The following is a 14,027-nucleotide window of genomic DNA, read 5'->3' on the forward strand; positions in this document are numbered from 1 at the left end:
TCAGACGCGCAGGTCGGCGTCCTCACGGCTGCCCATCCCCGTGGTGAACTCGTGGATGCGCAGCGGTCCGCCCGCGTGCGGATCCAGCGGCGGGGTGTCCTTGCCCGCGCCCACCCGGAGACCGGCGAGCATGTGGCGCAGGGCCTCGTCCGCGCCGAAGCGTGGCGTCCAGCCCAGCTCGGCCCTGGCGCGTCCGGTGTCCATCAGCGGCAGGTGTAGCATCGCGTCGAACAGATCCGGCGAGGCCGGGACCAGGCGCGCGTGCCAGGCTGCCGCCAGTCCCGCCCGGACCGGTGCCCGTGGCACCGACACGGTCCTGGCGTCGAGGACATCGCCGAGCACCGCTCGGTCCACCACCGGCTCGGCGGCGAGATTGAACGGGCCCTTGGCGTCGGTGGTCACGGCCAGCGCGTAGGCCCGCCCCACATCGCGGCTGTGCACGGCCTGGAACCGGAGCCCACGCGGCACCGGCAGCACCGGCACCAGGCCGGGGCGCAGCAGTCCGTTCGGCGCGAGCGGTCCGAGGAACAGCCGCCGCTGCTGACTCGCCGACTCCCGCCGGAAGCTGAACGCGGGTCGCATCCGCACGACCCGGCGATCGGGATGCTCCGCCTCGAACCGGTCGAGAAGCCGTTCGCAGTAGGCTTTTTCGCGCATATAGCCGGCGGCCGGCCAGCCGTCTGTCGGCCAGCTCTCCGGCACGCGGCGCTGCTCGTCGTCGCACGGGGAGTACGCGCCGACCGAAGAGGCGAAGACCAGCGCGGGCACCTGGGCGGCGGCGAAGGCCCGCAGTACCCGCTCGGTCCCGCCGACATTGGCGTGCCAGGTCGCGAGCGGCTGATGCGTCGGCTGGAACAGCCAGGCCAGATGCACCACCACGTCGGCGCCGTGGAACAACGCCTCCAGGTCGTCGGTGCGGATGTCGGCGCGCTCCCACCGCACGCCCGGCGCGGCGTCCGCGGGCATCCTGCGCGCCACGCCGACGATCTCGTCGATGCCCGATTCCTCCGCCAGCGCCTCGAGGACGCTGGTTCCGATGTTTCCCGTCGCTCCGACAATCACGACCCGCATGCCCACCACTCCTCAGCTCGGGTACCGAACCCCCCTCGTCGCTTCGCGCCTACCCGCCCGGGTGTGGCCGAAACGGCTGTTTGGCCCGTGTGGGACCGGAAACCCGGACAGCGAGGTGATGGTGATGGTCGATGACGTGGAGAAGCGCTGGACGAACGGCCAGACCGGCAGGCAGGCCGCCCGCTACCTGGTCGCGGTCGTGGTGGCGGCCGCCCTTGTCGCCGCCGCGACCGCGATCTGGGCCGGCGGCAGGTCGGCCTGCGCCGACGCCCCGACCACCCTGTGTGACGGGCCGGCCGAGGCCGCCGTGCTGCTCGCCCCCGCTGTCATCCTGCTGCTCGGCGGCCTCGGCGCGTTCGTCCGTACCTACCTGGCGTGGCGGCGCGGCCGGAGCTGGCCGCTCTGGCAGGGCGCGGGCTGGTTCCTGTTCCTGCTGATGACCGTCTATCTCGGCGTCGGCGCCGGCGCGGCAACCTGAGCCGTCGGTTGCGGCAGCGGCGGATCCGGCTCCGGGATCGGCGGGAACGGGTCCGGCGGCGGTCCGGGTTCGGGCGGAGGTCCCGGCGGCACCGGATCGGGACGGGGGTCGGGCGGAATGGGATCGGGGCGTCCCGGTGTCGGCGGTATCGGCTCCGCCGGATCGGGGAGCGTGGGACTGGTGAGACGTGTCGTCATGATGATCGACCCTCCTCGGGGCTCGCGGTTCACGTGACGGTCGGTGTCGGCGCGCGCGACGGGCTGACCGCGAAGTCGACGCCGAAGTTGTTGTAGGTCAAGGGCAACGGCTCCTCGGGCGTGAGCCGGGGCGTCGAACGCAGCTCGAAACGCGCACCCCGCAGCAGGTGCGCCAGCAGCGTGCTCGTGACGAACAGGACGAGATCACGTCCCGGGCAGGCCGCCGGGCCCGCACTGAACGGCACGAGCTGCGGGTACTGTTCCGCGCGGCCGTCGATCCAGGCGCTCGGGGTGAACTCGTGTGCGAAGGGCACCTGGTGCTCGTCGCGATGGAAGGCCACGGCCGGGATCAGCACCGCGGTGCCCGCGTCGACGGTGAAGCGCTGGGAGCCCTCGCGCCAGACGGTGTGCTCGGTGGTGTCACGCAGGATCAACGGCGTGGTCGGCCACAGTCGCACCGACTCGAGCACACAGGCACGCAGATAGGTGAGGGTGGACACTTCTGGATGCAGCCCGGCCTCGGCGGACGCGGTGGCCAGCTGCTCGGGGTGGCTCGCCAGCAGCGCCAGGGTGCGCGTGAGAGCCATGCCCGCGGCGTCGAACGCGAACAGCCAGTGCGGCACCTGGCCGAGCGGGTCGGTGGCGGCCACCGACGGTGTGGTCACCAGGGCGCCGAGCAGACTGTCGTCGGTGGCGGACTCGGCGTAGCGGTAGAGCCGGTCGAAGAACCGCTCGCGTGTGCGCCGATGCGCTGGTGCCAGGAACGACCAGTTGGCGGCCGACCGCAGCCGCCAGAGTTCGTCGGTGGTCTCGTTGTCGTCGCGGGCGCTCGGTCCGAGCGTCAGCCGCCGGACCAATCGCCACCAGGCGGTGGTGAACCGGGCCGCGTGGAGGCGGCCCTCCCCGGTGGCGGCCCGGAGCAGCTGTTCGGCCTCCTCGGCCACGGTGTCGGCGAACGGTCCGGCGAGGCGGTGCAGCGGACGGCCGGTGTCGAGCGCGACCTCGTTCACCGCCCGCCGCTGGGTCCTGATCCTGCCTTCCGACACCAGCACACCGTGTGGCTGGAACTGCCCGAGAGCGGCGCGTTTCTCCCGGTTCGCGGGATCGAACGGCGAAGGTGCCCCGTCGAGCACGCGGCCCACATCGGTGGGGTCGGTGACGACGAGCACCCGTCGGCCGGGCAGCACGAGTTCGACCGGGCCGCTGCCGAATTCGCGGCGCAGCGCGCGCATGCGGCGCACGGTGCGCGCGTCGGCCTGCGTCCGTTCGAGCAGACCCATCATTCGTCGCCGCCGCGCGATCACGCCCGCGGCGAACCCGGCGGCGCCCAGATCCGCGAGCGTGGCCGCCGCACGCAGCCCTGTCAGCCGGTGACCCGACATACGACCTCCTCTGTGTTGCACGGCCTTCGTAGCGGCCATTCCACGACGCCGCGCGCCCAAACTCCGGCGGCTCAGCGGCGCAGCTCCTGTGCCTTGGTCTTCACGCCCTGGACCAGCAGATGCCACGCGCCCGGATCGCCTTGCAGGACAGCGCGTCCCATGTCCTTGATCTGGTCGTAGGTCGCGTGCGGCGGAATCGGCGGGACCTCCGGGTCGCAGCGGATGTCGAGCAGCACCGGGCGATCCGCGGCCAGCGCGCGGTCCCACGCCGGGCCGATGGCGTCGGAGCTGTCGACCTCGATCGCGTCGAAGCCGAAGCAGGTCGCGGTGGCCGCGTAGGAGATGTCGGGCAGCGTCTGGGATTCCTCGAACTTCGGGGCGCCGCCCATCCCGCGCAGTTCCCAGGTGACCTGGTTGAGGTCGTTGTTGTGGAACACACAGACGATGAGCCGCTGGTCGGGCCACAGCTGCCGGTAACGGTGGATGGTGATGAGTTCCGCGAGGCCGTTCATCTGCATCGCGCCGTCACCGACGAGCGCGACGACGGGACGGTCCGGATGGGCGAACTTGGCGCCGATCGCGTACGGCACCGCCGCGCCCATGGTGGCCAGGGTGCCCGACAGCGAACCGCGCATGCCGGCGCGCATCTTCAGGCAGCGGGCGTACCAGTTGGTGGACGACCCCGAGTCGGCGGTGACGATCGCGTCGTCGGGGATGCGCTGCGAGAGCTCCCACACCACCCGCATCGGATTGGCCGGTTCGGCGTCGAGCATGGCCTGCCGCTCCAGCGTCTCCCACCAGTGCCGGACATTCCCTTCCACGGTCTCGCGCCAGGATCGGTCGGTGCGGGGTTCCAGCAGGGGGATCAGTGCCGCCAGGGTGGCTTTCGCGTCACCGACCAGGTTCACCTCGGTCGGGTATCGCATGCCGATCAGCGCGCCGTCGAGGTCGATCTGCACCGCGCGGGCCTGGTCCAGTTCGGGCAGGAACTGACTGTAGGGAAAGTTGGAACCGACGATGAGCAGCGTGTCGCAGTCGCGCATGAGCTCGTAGCTCGCGCGGGTCCCGAGCAGACCGATCGCGCCGGTGACGAACGGCAGCTCGTCGGAGAGGACGTCCTTACCCAGCAGGGCCTTGGCGATGCCTGCCCCGGTGAGCTCGGCGACCTGGAGGATCTCCTCGGTGGCGCCGCGCGCGCCCTGTCCGAGCAGGATGGCGACCTTGCTGCCCGCGTTGATCACCTCGGCGGCCCGCTCGACGTCGGGCAGTGCCGGGACCGAGGTGGTCGTGGTGCTGTCCGGCGGACTCGACGGCACCTCCTTGAAGGCGTGGGCCGGCGGTTCGTAGGGCTCCTCCTGCAGGTCGGCGGGGATGATCACCGCGGTGGGGACGCGCCGGGCCATCGCCGTTCGCATCGCCCGGTCCAGGGCGTTGGGGAGCTGGGCGGCCACATTCACCTCGACGAGGTAGTCGGAGGCCACGTCCTTGAACAGGGCCTGCAGGTCGACTTCCTGCTGATAGCTGCCGCCCATCGCGCTGCGTGCGGTCTGGCCGACCACCGCGACCACCGGCACGTGGTCGAGCTTGGCGTCGTAGAGACCGTTGAGCAGATGGATCGCGCCCGGTCCGGAGGTCGCCATGCAGACGCCGACCTGCCCACTGAACTTCGCGAACCCGGTGGCCTCGAACGCCGACATCTCCTCGTGCCTGCTCTGCACGAACCGCGGGGAATTGTCGGCGCGACCGAAGGCCGCGATCAATCCGTTGATGCCGTCGCCGGGATAGCCGAAGACCTGTTCGACACCCCATTCCCTGAGCCGCCGCAGGACATAGTCGGCCACCTGTGTCGCCATGGTTTCTCCTTCGCCGTCGCACTGCCTTTCCCGGCGCGCTACCCGCGATCGCCGCGCTCAATCCGCGCGGTCGGTTCAGTCGCCCGGCACCTCCGTCCGATGGGCGGGTGGGACGAGATAGGTCCGCAGATCGTCGATCTTGGATTCGATGCGTTCGGCGTTCTCGGCGTCCACCCGGAAGATCCAGTGCTTGGCGCCGAGCAGCAGAACCGCCTGGAAGACGAGCTGGAACCACTCGCTCTGCCAGTTCTCGAACGTGCTCGCGAGAAACTCCGGCCAGTAACCGGACCAGAGGAACGGCTGCCCGAGCTGTTGCTGGGTGTTGCGGTATTCGATGAGCTGGGTGACGAACTGGGCGGCCCACGAGCCGAGGAAGAGCAGCATGAGCAGGTAGACAGCTCCCCACCGCCGGAAATGTGCCATACCTGGCGAATACCCGGCAATCGGCATCCGACACGGCCGCCGCACCGCCGATTGAGGCGCGGACAGGCGGGTAGGACCAGCGTGTGGCCGCGTTCGCGGCGACGGAGCGAGAGGAGGACGCAGATGGCTGTCGATCAGGAGACCGGGCAGGTCACCGGGACCGCCGACAAGGACTACGACCTGATCTGGTTCACCGAAGCCGCGTTGAGCAACGCGTTGCGGATGGAGGAGTACTCCCGCGACGCCGACCGAGCGGGCGACACCGAACTCGCCGAGTTCTTCCGCCGCGCACAAGCCGACAGTCGCAAGGGGGCCGAACAGGCGAAGAAACTGCTCGCCGCCCGCCTGCGCTGATCGGGTGCGGTACGCGAGGACCGGGCCCGGCACCGCGTCGCCGGGCCCGGCCGGAAACACCGGGAGGGAGCCGGGCTGATGAGCGCCGATATCGACCAACTGCTGCACACCCTGACCCATGTCGTGAACACCCTGCAGGACAAGGGGATTCGCTTCGCGGTCGGCGGCGGATGCGCGGTGTACGCGCGCGGCGGACCGGCGTCGGAACACGACGTCGACATCTTCGTCCGGCCGACGGACAGCGCGGCGGCGCGCGCGGCGCTGGTGGAGGTGGGGATGCGGCCCGAGGATCCGGTGGAGAACTGGCTGACCAAGGCCTACGACGGGGACATCCTGGTGGACCTGATCTTCCGCACCAACCACCACACCGTCGACGACGCCCTCCTCGAACGCGCCGAGACGATGGGCATCGGCCCCGCGATCGCCCCGGTGCTGACCGGAACCGACCTGCTGATCGACCGGCTCATGGTGCTCGACGCGCACCGACTCGACTTCACCAGGCTGCTCGCGACCGCCCGCGCGCTGCGCGAGCAGATCGACTGGCCCGCGGTGCACCGCGAGGTGTCGCACTCGCCCTATGCCCGCGCCTTCCTCGGGCTCACCGCCGATCTTGGCCTGCACCCCTTCCCGTTCGAGAACGCGCACGGTGAACCGCCCCAGTACCTGGTCGCCAATCTGCGCCGTGCCTTCGCCGAGGACCCCCGCACGGCGACGTCGAGCGTGCACGTGACGCTGCGCGGGGACGTCGTCGTCCTCACCGGTGAGGTCGGCGACGAATCCAGCAGGGACGCACTGGAAACCGTGCTGCGCGAGCGGGTCGGCCAGTACCGGGTGCACAACGACGTGCGGGTGAGCCACCCCGCGGCGCCCGCCGAGCCGGAACGGTTGCGGTGAGGTGAGCATGCGTATCGCCGCCGTCGGAGATGTCCATCTGGGAGCCGATTCCCGCGGGCGGTTGCGGCCCGCGCTCACCGACCTGCCCGAGCACGCCGACGTGCTGTTGCTCGCCGGTGACCTCACCCGGGTCGGGACGATCGCCGAGGCGAAGACCGTCGCCGCCGAGTTCGCCGATCTCGGTGTTCCCGTGGTCGCGGTGCTCGGCAATCACGACCACCACAGCGACCGTGCCGGCGAGATCACCCAGCTGCTGTCCGACCACGGCATCACCGTGCTGGAGGGCACCGCGACCGTGCTGAGCGTGGACGGCGCCGCGCTGGGCATCGCCGGGACCAAGGGCTTCGGCGGCGGCTTCGCCGGTAAGTGCGCGAGCGTCTTCGGCGAACCGGAGATGCGCCGATTCGCCTCGCACACCGTCGAATTGGCGCACGGCCTCGAGGCCGCGCTCGCCGGACTGCGCGCCGATGTGACGGTCGCGCTCACCCACTACGCGCCGATCTCGGACACACTGCACGGTGAACCGCCGGAGATCTACCCGTTCCTCGGCTCGTATCTGCTCGGCGAGGCTATCGACGCCTGCGGCGCCGACCTCGCGATACACGGGCACGCGCACGCGGGCATCGAGCGTGGCACGACGCCGGGCGGTATCCGTGTCCGCAACGTCGCCCAGCCGGTGATCGGCACCGAATACGCGGTCTACGACCTCGCGCCTGCGGGACGTTTCGCGCCGAATCGGTGACAAACCCGTCCGAACGTGCTGCAATGGCTGTACCGGCTCTTCTTCAGCAGCGAGGGAGGGCCGGTGGCAGCGCGAGGCCTGCCGGTGCCGAGGAATCGAGTACTCGTGAACACCCCACTCAGCCACGACCGATCCCACTCTTCCTCCGGTGCCGATCCCGATGACGTCGGTGCCCGCTTGAGCGCCGAGACCAGTACCCACCGATACGGAATACTGCTGCGGGTCCACGGCGAGATCGACGCCTACACCTTCGGCCACTGGCGTCGGCTCTTCGATGCCGCCCGCATCGCCGCCATGGGCACGGGCCACCTCCTGGTCGATCTCCGCACTGTCGAGTTCATGGCCTGCCGGGCGATCGCGGAACTCGCCGACACCGCCGAGCGGTACCGCCGCGAGGGACTCCGGGTGAGCGTCATCAGCGCGCGGTCCTCGGCGATCGCCCACATCGCCACCGTCGCCGGCCTGGCGCTACCGATCTATCCCGACCTGGACGCCGCGACCACCGAGTACGTGCGGTGCACCGCGCGATCCGGCAGCGCAGATCTGAGGAATCGCAGTCATGCCTGAGTACGACGACATCGACCAGTCCGATATCGACGCCCCGTTCGTCCGCTGGCCCGAACCCAGCCCGCTGCAGGCGTGGTGGGCCGAGATCATGAGCGGCGCCACCCCGCGCAGGGTGAGCCTGCCCGCCGTACCGCGGCGCCCGGCGGCACCTCGACTGCGCTCCGCCTGACCGACGGCGCGTCACGCTGCGCGGGTGACGGCGATGACCCGGTGAAGACGTCGTCCAAAGGTGACCGGAGGATGGTTGTCCACGGTGAATAATCGCAGGTATGACAGACCGTGCGCAGACGTCCCGATCCGAACGTGCTCTCGTGGAGCAGGTCGTGGGAGTGGGAGATTCGCTGCTTGTCGGACGTTTCCGGTATCGCTTCGGCACGCGCCGGTGGGAATGGTCGGACGAGGTGGCCGCGATGCACGGTTACCCGCCCGGCACCGAACCGACCACCGAGTTGTTGCTCGCCCACAAGCATCCCGAGGATCGTGATCGGGTCGCGGCCATGATCACCTCGGTCGAGGACGGCGGCGCCTTCTCGAGCAGGCACCGCATCATCGACACCAACGGCCGGGTGCGCGAGGTACTGGTCGTGTCCGACCCGCTGGTCGACGACGACGGCACGGTGATCGGCACCGAGGGGTACTACGTCGACGTGTCCGACACCGCGGACGGGTACCGCCGCGAGGCGATCGACAACACCTTGCCGCGGCTGCTGGAAGCCCGGGTCGTCATCGAGCAGGCCAAGGGCGCGTTGATGCTCGCGTACGGCATCAACGCCGATCAGGCCTTCCGGGTGCTGCGCTGGCGCTCGCAGGAGACCAACATCAAGCTCAAGACCATCGCCGAACGTCTCGTCGCGGAGCTCCCCGCCCTGTCCGGGAACGAGGTCAAGCTGCGCACCCGCCTGGACCATGTGCTCCTCACCGTCCATCAGAACCTCGAGGGCGATCCACTGACCTGAGCCGGATCCGGTAGCAGGGGCCGGCGCGGGTTCGGCACCGAGATCGCGGTGAGGTCCGCTGGTCGTGCCCGGGAGAACCCGTCGCCGATGCCGACGACGAGTTCTCCCGAATCGTTCAACGAGGCCAGGCGGAGATCGGATTCGAGCAGCCGCCCGCCGACGGTGGCGCAGGCCGGATCGGGTTCCTCCTGCGACCGCCCGGGGTGACTCAGCCGGTGGCCCCGGCCGCCTGATAGCGCGTCGTGCCGGAAGAGCACGGGTCGGGCAGCGCCGACAGGGTGGCCAGGTCGCAGACCCCGCTGGTCAGCATGTGCAGGGGAGTGATGCCGAGCAGGACGATCACCCCGATGATGTCGCCGTCGCGGGCCAGCTGGACGATCGAGTTCGCCGCGGTCGAGCCCAGATCCACCGCGGCGGAACCGGTGTCGGCGACAGGTGTGGGAGCGGGGCCCGCCGTCGCGGTCGGCGCGGTGGCGACGAGTGCCGCCGCCGCGAGACAGGAGGCGAGGCCGAGAGTGTTTCGCATGGGTCTTTCCTTCGTTCAGTGGACGTCAGCGGTGCGGCTGGGACATGTCGCGGTTCATCGTCGGAATCTCGATGCTGATCGGCATCCGCAGTTCGGACAGGTAGATCAGCGCTGCCTTGCGCAGGAATTCGTCGAGCAGCCAGTACGGATCGCCGAGCGGTGGCACCGCGCTGAGCAGGCCTTCGCGCACGGCGATGAACGGCCCCCAGCTGAATCGCAGCAGCGGGTCCCAGACCGGTTCCCGCGGAATGGACAGCCCGTCGGCGATCGCGTCCCCGAGCAGGAAGCGGGTGAACGAGCCGAGAACCGGCTTGCTGAGCAACGCGAAATCGATGTTGGCACCCAGGCCGAGCAGCCGGTCGGCGAGCTTCGCGCCCTCGGGGGTGGCGGCGATGATGGGGTCGAGAACCTGCGCCGCTTGGGAATTCGCCGACGCCCACGAGTTCGGGATGTACTCGTCGCGCACCCCGAGCAGGTGGGCGGCGACCTGCCAGGAATGCAGGAACGCCGCCGACTCGTGGGCGGGGATCGGCACCTTCCACGCGGTGAGATGCTTCATGACCGTGGTCGGCAGGCTGTGCCAGGTGACCATGATGTCGTTCTGGCTGATCGGGATGTTCTCCTCGGCCGAATGCACCCAGTGCGGTGACTGTGGCAGCAGATGCCGCACGGCGGCGTGCACGAGGCGGGTCTTGACGCAGGTGACGACCATTTCCCCGTCGGGGCCGTAGGCGTTGTTGCTGCCGATGTCGTAGCCGAGTTTGGCGGTCTTGGAGATGCGGTCCTTCAGGTCGTGGCCGCCCTTGGAGTAGTAGACCGCGCGTGCTTCCTTCGGGATGACCGTGCTCATCATGCCGCTGGCGAAGCCGTAGAGCACGCCGAGATACAGGCCGCGCTTCTTGTTGAACTGGATGGCGGTGTCGAGTTTCGCCGGCTCGGTCCAGTGCGGCAGCCGCCGGGCGTACTCCATGAAATCGCGCAGCTCCGTAGGCAATCCGTCCGGGAGCGCGTGCCCGTTTCTGGTCCAGGTGCGCAGCAACTCGTTCACCCGGGGGACCTCGCCGCGCTCGATCAGGCCGGCGACGACTCCGTCGGCCTCGGGGTCCCAGACGGTCATCGGGTCGGCGCCCGCGCCGGCTCCGGCGACCGAGTCGTGGGGTGACCAGCTCCACGGTTCGGCCCGGGCCGGCGTGGTCAAGGTGAAGGCGCCGAGCGCCCCCAGCATGCCACCGACCTTCAACGCGTCGCGCCTGTTGAGTCCATACATCGCCGTCGCTCCTCATTGAGTACGTGACACCTCCGACGCCGGAGAACAGCGAGTTCTGGCCCGTGATGTGTCGGAATGAGGAGTAACTTAGCATCGATCGTTCGCGGTGAAAGCTGTTTGACTCAAGGGGCTTTGTGGGTCTGTTTGGGACGAATGGGTAGTAACTTATTGACATCGTCTCTGACATCGGTTCGTCCCGTTGCCGTGGCCGTCCGGACCGCGTCGGTAGATTCGGACCGACGACGGAAGGAGCCCCGGTGCCGATCCTGAACAAGGACATGCGGTTGTGCGTCTCGTTCGCGGCGCGGCCGAGCAATATCGGCACGCGATTCCACAACTATCTCTACGACGAACTCGGACTGAACTACGTGTACAAGGCCTTCGCGCCCGTCGACATCGAGCAGGCGGTGGCGGGGGTGCGCGGGCTGCCGATTCGTGGCGCTTCGGTGTCGATGCCGTTCAAGGAAGCCGTGATTCCGCTCGTCGACCGGATGCACGCCAGCGCCACGGCGATCGATTCGGTGAACACGATCGTCAACGACGACGGTGTGCTCACCGCCTACAACACCGACTATCTCGCGGTGGAGTCCCTGCTGCGCACGCACCGGGTCGACCCGTCGTCGTCGGTCCTGCTGCGCGGGAGCGGTGGCATGGCCAAGGCGGTCCTCGCGGCGTTCGCCGGAGCCGGTTTCCGGGACCTCACGGTGGTCGCGCGCAACGAGACCACCGGGCGCGCGCTCGCGCAACAGTACGGCGCGACCTGGATCTCCGAGGTCGGTGACCGCCGGGCGCGGGTGCTCGTGAACGTCACGCCCCTCGGGATGCAGGGCCCCGACGCCGACACGCAGTCCTTCGCCGACGCCACGATCGCCGGCGCAGGCACCGTTTTCGACGTGGTCGCCCTGCCCGTCGAGACTCCGCTGATCGCCGCCGCTCGCGCCGCTGACGTCCCCGTCATCACCGGCGCGGAGGTCATCGCCCTGCAGGCCGCCGAGCAATTCGCCCTGTACACCGGTGTACGCCTCACCCCTGATCAGGTGCGGCGGGCCTCGGAGTTCTCCCGGTCCTGACACGCACCCGATACCCGGTGTCCGCCTGGTTCGCTGGGCTATCTTGAGCCGATGTGCTCGCCGGAGATCGTTCGTCTCGCGCGGAGCGGAGGGCCGCGACCGAGCCGCCGGACGCTGTTGGGATGGGCGGGTGGTGCCGCGCTCGCCGCGGTCGTCCCGGCCCGCGCGGCGGCTTCGCCACGGACCGGGGGTGTGGTCGATCTGACGCACACGCTCTCGCCGGGACTGCCGGTGTGGCCGGGCAATCCGCCGATGGCCATGGTGCCGGTGGCCTGGCACGCGATGGGCGGATTCGGGCAGTTCGCGCTCGGCTACTGGGAGCACACGGGCACCCATCTCGACGCGCCCGCGCACCGGATCGCCGACGGCGCCACGACCGACGCCCTTGCGGTCGACGACCTCGTCGCCCCGCTGGTCGTCCTCGACATCAGCGCCAAGGCCGCCGACGACGCGGACGCCGTGGTGACCATCGCCGACATCGACCGGTGGCGAGCCGCACACGGGGAGATCCCGGAGCGGGCCTTCGTCGCCATGTACTCCGGCTGGGAGCGGCGGCTCGACGACCCGTCGACCTTCCTGAACCTGGATGCGCGCGGGGTGCCGCACGCGCCGGGATTCGCCGCCGAAGCCGTCGACTACCTGGTGACGCAGTGTGGGATCGCCGGCGCCGGGGTCGACACCCTGAGTCTGGACTGCGGCGCGGATCCGGACTTCGGCGCGCACACCGCCCTGCTCGGCGCCGGGCGCTACGGTGTCGAGATGCTGGCCGAGCTCGCGGCGGTGCCGCCGTCGGGGGCGACCGTCGTCGTCGGCGCGCCCAAACACGCGGGCGGCACCGGGGGACCGTGCCGGGTGCTCGCGCTCACCTGAGGACCGTCACCAGTCGGGTCTGCCGATCGAGAGCTGGTGGGCGAAGACGTTTCCCGGGTCCCACGCCGCTGTGATCCGGCGCAGCCGTGGATAGTTGTCGCGGTAGTAGAAGGTGTGCCACGGGACCCCGGAGGTGTTCCACGCGGGATCGGCCAGATCGCCGTCGGGATAGTTGATGTAGCTGCCACCGTAGGTCTCGTTCGGGATCGGAACGCCGCCGGTGCCGGCGTGCACGTCGCGATACATCTCGCGGGCCCATCGCAGATACCGGTCGTCATCGCCGGGCAGCCGCCACGCGGCGTGGATCAGCATCTTCATGAAGCAGTCCCGGGCCGGCATCGCGCTCGCTCCGGACGCGACCGCGTTGATCGCGCCGCCGAACGGCAGGAACTCGAGCTGGGACTCACCGAGGAAACGCGGATCGACGAGGTAACGGTAGAACGTGCGCAACTGGTCGGGCGTGTAGGCCTTGCGCAGGTAGGCGGACTTCACCTTCACCCGAACCGAACTCGGGGCCTTGGCGTAGTACACCTGGCGCACGGTGTCGGGATAGGACAGCCGGTTGACCGGCAGCGAGATCGCCGGCGGGAACACGCCGTCGGTCACGGCGGCGACGAACGTGTCGAAACGCGCTCGGGCGTGCGGGGTGTCGGCGTCGAGCAGGATGAGCAGTTCGGCCGCGCCGGTGCCGGTCGTCCGGATCATCAACGGCGCGTAGAGGCCGGCGAACTCGTCTCCCGGTGCGCTGTGCCGCTCGAAGAAGGCCAGGTAGTTGCCGACGAACCGGACGAACGAATCCTCGGTCGCGACGGGCAGGATCACCCGCCCGCTGAGCATCGCGCCCGGCGGCGTCGGCAGGGCCGCGGCGGGCTCGGCGCCCTCGGCGTCGGGGGAGCGGAGCAGGAACCGCGTCACCACACCGACATTGCCGCCACCGCCGCCGGTGTGTGCCCACCACAGGTCGTGATGGGGTCCGCCGCGTTCGGCGACGACGACGTCCGCCGCGCCCCTGTCGTTGACGGTGACGACCTCCACCCCGGCGAGGTGATCGGCCACGAGCCCGTGCCGACGCGAGAGCGGACCGTACCCGCCGCCGCACACGTGGCCGCCCATGCCGACGCCGAGGCAGATCCCCGCCGGGATGGTGACATTCCACCGGTGCAGTGCCTCGTAGACGGCGCCGAGGTCGGCGCGCCCCGCGGCCGGGAACGCGAGGCGGGGGGAGTTCGAAAGGGAAGCGGCCAGGTTCGCGAAGTCCGCGGACAGGATGGACGGGGCGATCATCGGCTTCGCCGGGCGGGAGAACGTCGGTGTGGACACAGCGCGCAAGTGTAGCGACCAAATGGTGATTGCCCCGGGGGGATGTGGGTAGCCTGC

16 protein-coding genes are annotated in these 14,027 nt (G+C 69.9%); 9 read left to right on the forward strand and 7 right to left on the reverse strand.

Going from position 1 to position 14,027, the window contains the following annotated elements:
* On the reverse strand, positions 1-1,071 hold the full coding sequence (locus QH270_RS05450) for an NAD-dependent epimerase/dehydratase family protein (protein WP_280339250.1): 1,071 nt from the start codon (positions 1,069-1,071) through the stop codon (positions 1-3).
* A 124-nt stretch (positions 1,072-1,195) separates the two neighbouring features.
* Between QH270_RS05450 and QH270_RS05455 the strand changes: the two genes are divergently transcribed.
* Complete coding sequence (locus QH270_RS05455) at positions 1,196-1,549, forward strand: hypothetical protein (protein WP_280339251.1); 354 nt, start codon at positions 1,196-1,198, stop codon at positions 1,547-1,549.
* 226 nt (positions 1,550-1,775) lie between these two features.
* On the opposite strand, the gene QH270_RS05460 is transcribed toward QH270_RS05455, so the two are convergent.
* The 3 genes from QH270_RS05460 to QH270_RS05470 all read right to left on the reverse strand — a co-directional run bounded on the left by QH270_RS05460 (position 1,776) and on the right by QH270_RS05470 (position 5,404).
* Positions 1,776-3,128 carry a cytochrome P450 gene (locus QH270_RS05460; RefSeq protein ID WP_280339252.1) on the reverse strand — a complete coding sequence of 451 codons (1,353 nt, stop codon included), beginning with the start codon at positions 3,126-3,128 and terminating at the stop codon, positions 1,776-1,778.
* Between the two features lie 71 nt (positions 3,129-3,199).
* The gene (locus QH270_RS05465) at positions 3,200-4,981 is read right to left on the reverse strand and encodes a thiamine pyrophosphate-requiring protein (protein ID WP_280339253.1); all 1,782 of its coding nucleotides are present in this window, start codon (positions 4,979-4,981) and stop codon (positions 3,200-3,202) included.
* Positions 4,982-5,056: 75 nt separating this feature from the next.
* On the reverse strand, positions 5,057-5,404 hold the full coding sequence (locus QH270_RS05470; RefSeq protein WP_280339254.1) for a DUF6766 family protein: 348 nt from the start codon (positions 5,402-5,404) through the stop codon (positions 5,057-5,059).
* Between the two features lie 123 nt (positions 5,405-5,527).
* Between QH270_RS05470 and QH270_RS05475 the strand changes: the two genes are divergently transcribed.
* The 6 genes from QH270_RS05475 to QH270_RS05500 all read left to right on the forward strand — a co-directional run bounded on the left by QH270_RS05475 (position 5,528) and on the right by QH270_RS05500 (position 8,917).
* Positions 5,528-5,758, forward strand: a complete 231-nt coding sequence (locus tag QH270_RS05475; RefSeq protein WP_280339255.1) for a hypothetical protein — start codon at positions 5,528-5,530, stop codon at positions 5,756-5,758.
* A gap of 78 nt (positions 5,759-5,836) precedes the next feature.
* The gene (locus QH270_RS05480; RefSeq protein WP_280339256.1) at positions 5,837-6,652 is read left to right on the forward strand and encodes a nucleotidyltransferase; all 816 of its coding nucleotides are present in this window, start codon (positions 5,837-5,839) and stop codon (positions 6,650-6,652) included.
* 7 nt (positions 6,653-6,659) lie between these two features.
* The gene (locus QH270_RS05485; RefSeq protein ID WP_280339271.1) at positions 6,660-7,394 is read left to right on the forward strand and encodes a metallophosphoesterase family protein; all 735 of its coding nucleotides are present in this window, start codon (positions 6,660-6,662) and stop codon (positions 7,392-7,394) included.
* A 105-nt stretch (positions 7,395-7,499) separates the two neighbouring features.
* Positions 7,500-7,961 carry an STAS domain-containing protein gene (locus tag QH270_RS05490; protein ID WP_280339258.1) on the forward strand — a complete coding sequence of 154 codons (462 nt, stop codon included), beginning with the start codon at positions 7,500-7,502 and terminating at the stop codon, positions 7,959-7,961.
* Positions 7,954-8,130: a hypothetical protein gene (locus QH270_RS05495; RefSeq protein ID WP_280339259.1), complete on the forward strand. Its 177-nt coding sequence runs from the start codon at positions 7,954-7,956 to the stop codon at positions 8,128-8,130. Before QH270_RS05490 ends, QH270_RS05495 begins: the two co-directional genes overlap by 8 nt.
* Positions 8,131-8,230: 100 nt before the next feature.
* Complete coding sequence (locus QH270_RS05500; protein ID WP_280339260.1) at positions 8,231-8,917, forward strand: PAS and ANTAR domain-containing protein; 687 nt, start codon at positions 8,231-8,233, stop codon at positions 8,915-8,917.
* 208 nt (positions 8,918-9,125) lie between these two features.
* On the opposite strand, the gene QH270_RS05505 is transcribed toward QH270_RS05500, so the two are convergent.
* Both QH270_RS05505 and QH270_RS05510 read right to left on the reverse strand, forming a co-directional pair.
* On the reverse strand, positions 9,126-9,443 hold the full coding sequence (locus QH270_RS05505) for a hypothetical protein (protein WP_280339262.1): 318 nt from the start codon (positions 9,441-9,443) through the stop codon (positions 9,126-9,128).
* Between the two features lie 25 nt (positions 9,444-9,468).
* Positions 9,469-10,710, reverse strand: a complete 1,242-nt coding sequence (locus tag QH270_RS05510) for an oxygenase MpaB family protein (RefSeq protein ID WP_280339263.1) — start codon at positions 10,708-10,710, stop codon at positions 9,469-9,471.
* 257 nt (positions 10,711-10,967) lie between these two features.
* Between QH270_RS05510 and QH270_RS05515 the strand changes: the two genes are divergently transcribed.
* Both QH270_RS05515 and QH270_RS05520 read left to right on the forward strand, forming a co-directional pair.
* Positions 10,968-11,780 (forward strand): shikimate 5-dehydrogenase, encoded by an 813-nt coding sequence (locus tag QH270_RS05515; protein WP_280339265.1) that lies wholly within the window; start codon positions 10,968-10,970, stop codon positions 11,778-11,780.
* A gap of 51 nt (positions 11,781-11,831) precedes the next feature.
* Positions 11,832-12,650, forward strand: a complete 819-nt coding sequence (locus tag QH270_RS05520; protein ID WP_280339267.1) for a cyclase family protein — start codon at positions 11,832-11,834, stop codon at positions 12,648-12,650.
* A 6-nt stretch (positions 12,651-12,656) separates the two neighbouring features.
* On the opposite strand, the gene QH270_RS05525 is transcribed toward QH270_RS05520, so the two are convergent.
* On the reverse strand, positions 12,657-13,970 hold the full coding sequence (locus QH270_RS05525) for a BBE domain-containing protein (RefSeq protein WP_280339268.1): 1,314 nt from the start codon (positions 13,968-13,970) through the stop codon (positions 12,657-12,659).
* Positions 13,971-14,027: the final 57 nt, after the last annotated feature.

Source organism: Nocardia neocaledoniensis, assembly GCF_029868625.1.
Taxonomy (GTDB): domain Bacteria; phylum Actinomycetota; class Actinomycetes; order Mycobacteriales; family Mycobacteriaceae; genus Nocardia; species Nocardia neocaledoniensis_A.

Coding starts and splice junctions, on each gene's coding strand:
- QH270_RS05450 (WP_280339250.1), bottom strand. CDS start 1,071: ATGCGGGTCGTGATTGTCGGAGCGACGGGAAACATCGGAACCAGCGTC.
- QH270_RS05455 (WP_280339251.1), top strand. CDS start 1,196: ATGGTCGATGACGTGGAGAAGCGCTGGACGAACGGCCAGACCGGCAGG.
- QH270_RS05460 (WP_280339252.1), bottom strand. CDS start 3,128: ATGTCGGGTCACCGGCTGACAGGGCTGCGTGCGGCGGCCACGCTCGCG.
- QH270_RS05465 (WP_280339253.1), bottom strand. CDS start 4,981: ATGGCGACACAGGTGGCCGACTATGTCCTGCGGCGGCTCAGGGAATGG.
- QH270_RS05470 (WP_280339254.1), bottom strand. CDS start 5,404: ATGGCACATTTCCGGCGGTGGGGAGCTGTCTACCTGCTCATGCTGCTC.
- QH270_RS05475 (WP_280339255.1), top strand. CDS start 5,528: ATGGCTGTCGATCAGGAGACCGGGCAGGTCACCGGGACCGCCGACAAG.
- QH270_RS05480 (WP_280339256.1), top strand. CDS start 5,837: ATGAGCGCCGATATCGACCAACTGCTGCACACCCTGACCCATGTCGTG.
- QH270_RS05485 (WP_280339271.1), top strand. CDS start 6,660: ATGCGTATCGCCGCCGTCGGAGATGTCCATCTGGGAGCCGATTCCCGC.
- QH270_RS05495 (WP_280339259.1), top strand. CDS start 7,954: ATGCCTGAGTACGACGACATCGACCAGTCCGATATCGACGCCCCGTTC.
- QH270_RS05500 (WP_280339260.1), top strand. CDS start 8,231: ATGACAGACCGTGCGCAGACGTCCCGATCCGAACGTGCTCTCGTGGAG.
- QH270_RS05505 (WP_280339262.1), bottom strand. CDS start 9,443: ATGCGAAACACTCTCGGCCTCGCCTCCTGTCTCGCGGCGGCGGCACTC.
- QH270_RS05510 (WP_280339263.1), bottom strand. CDS start 10,710: ATGTATGGACTCAACAGGCGCGACGCGTTGAAGGTCGGTGGCATGCTG.
- QH270_RS05520 (WP_280339267.1), top strand. CDS start 11,832: ATGTGCTCGCCGGAGATCGTTCGTCTCGCGCGGAGCGGAGGGCCGCGA.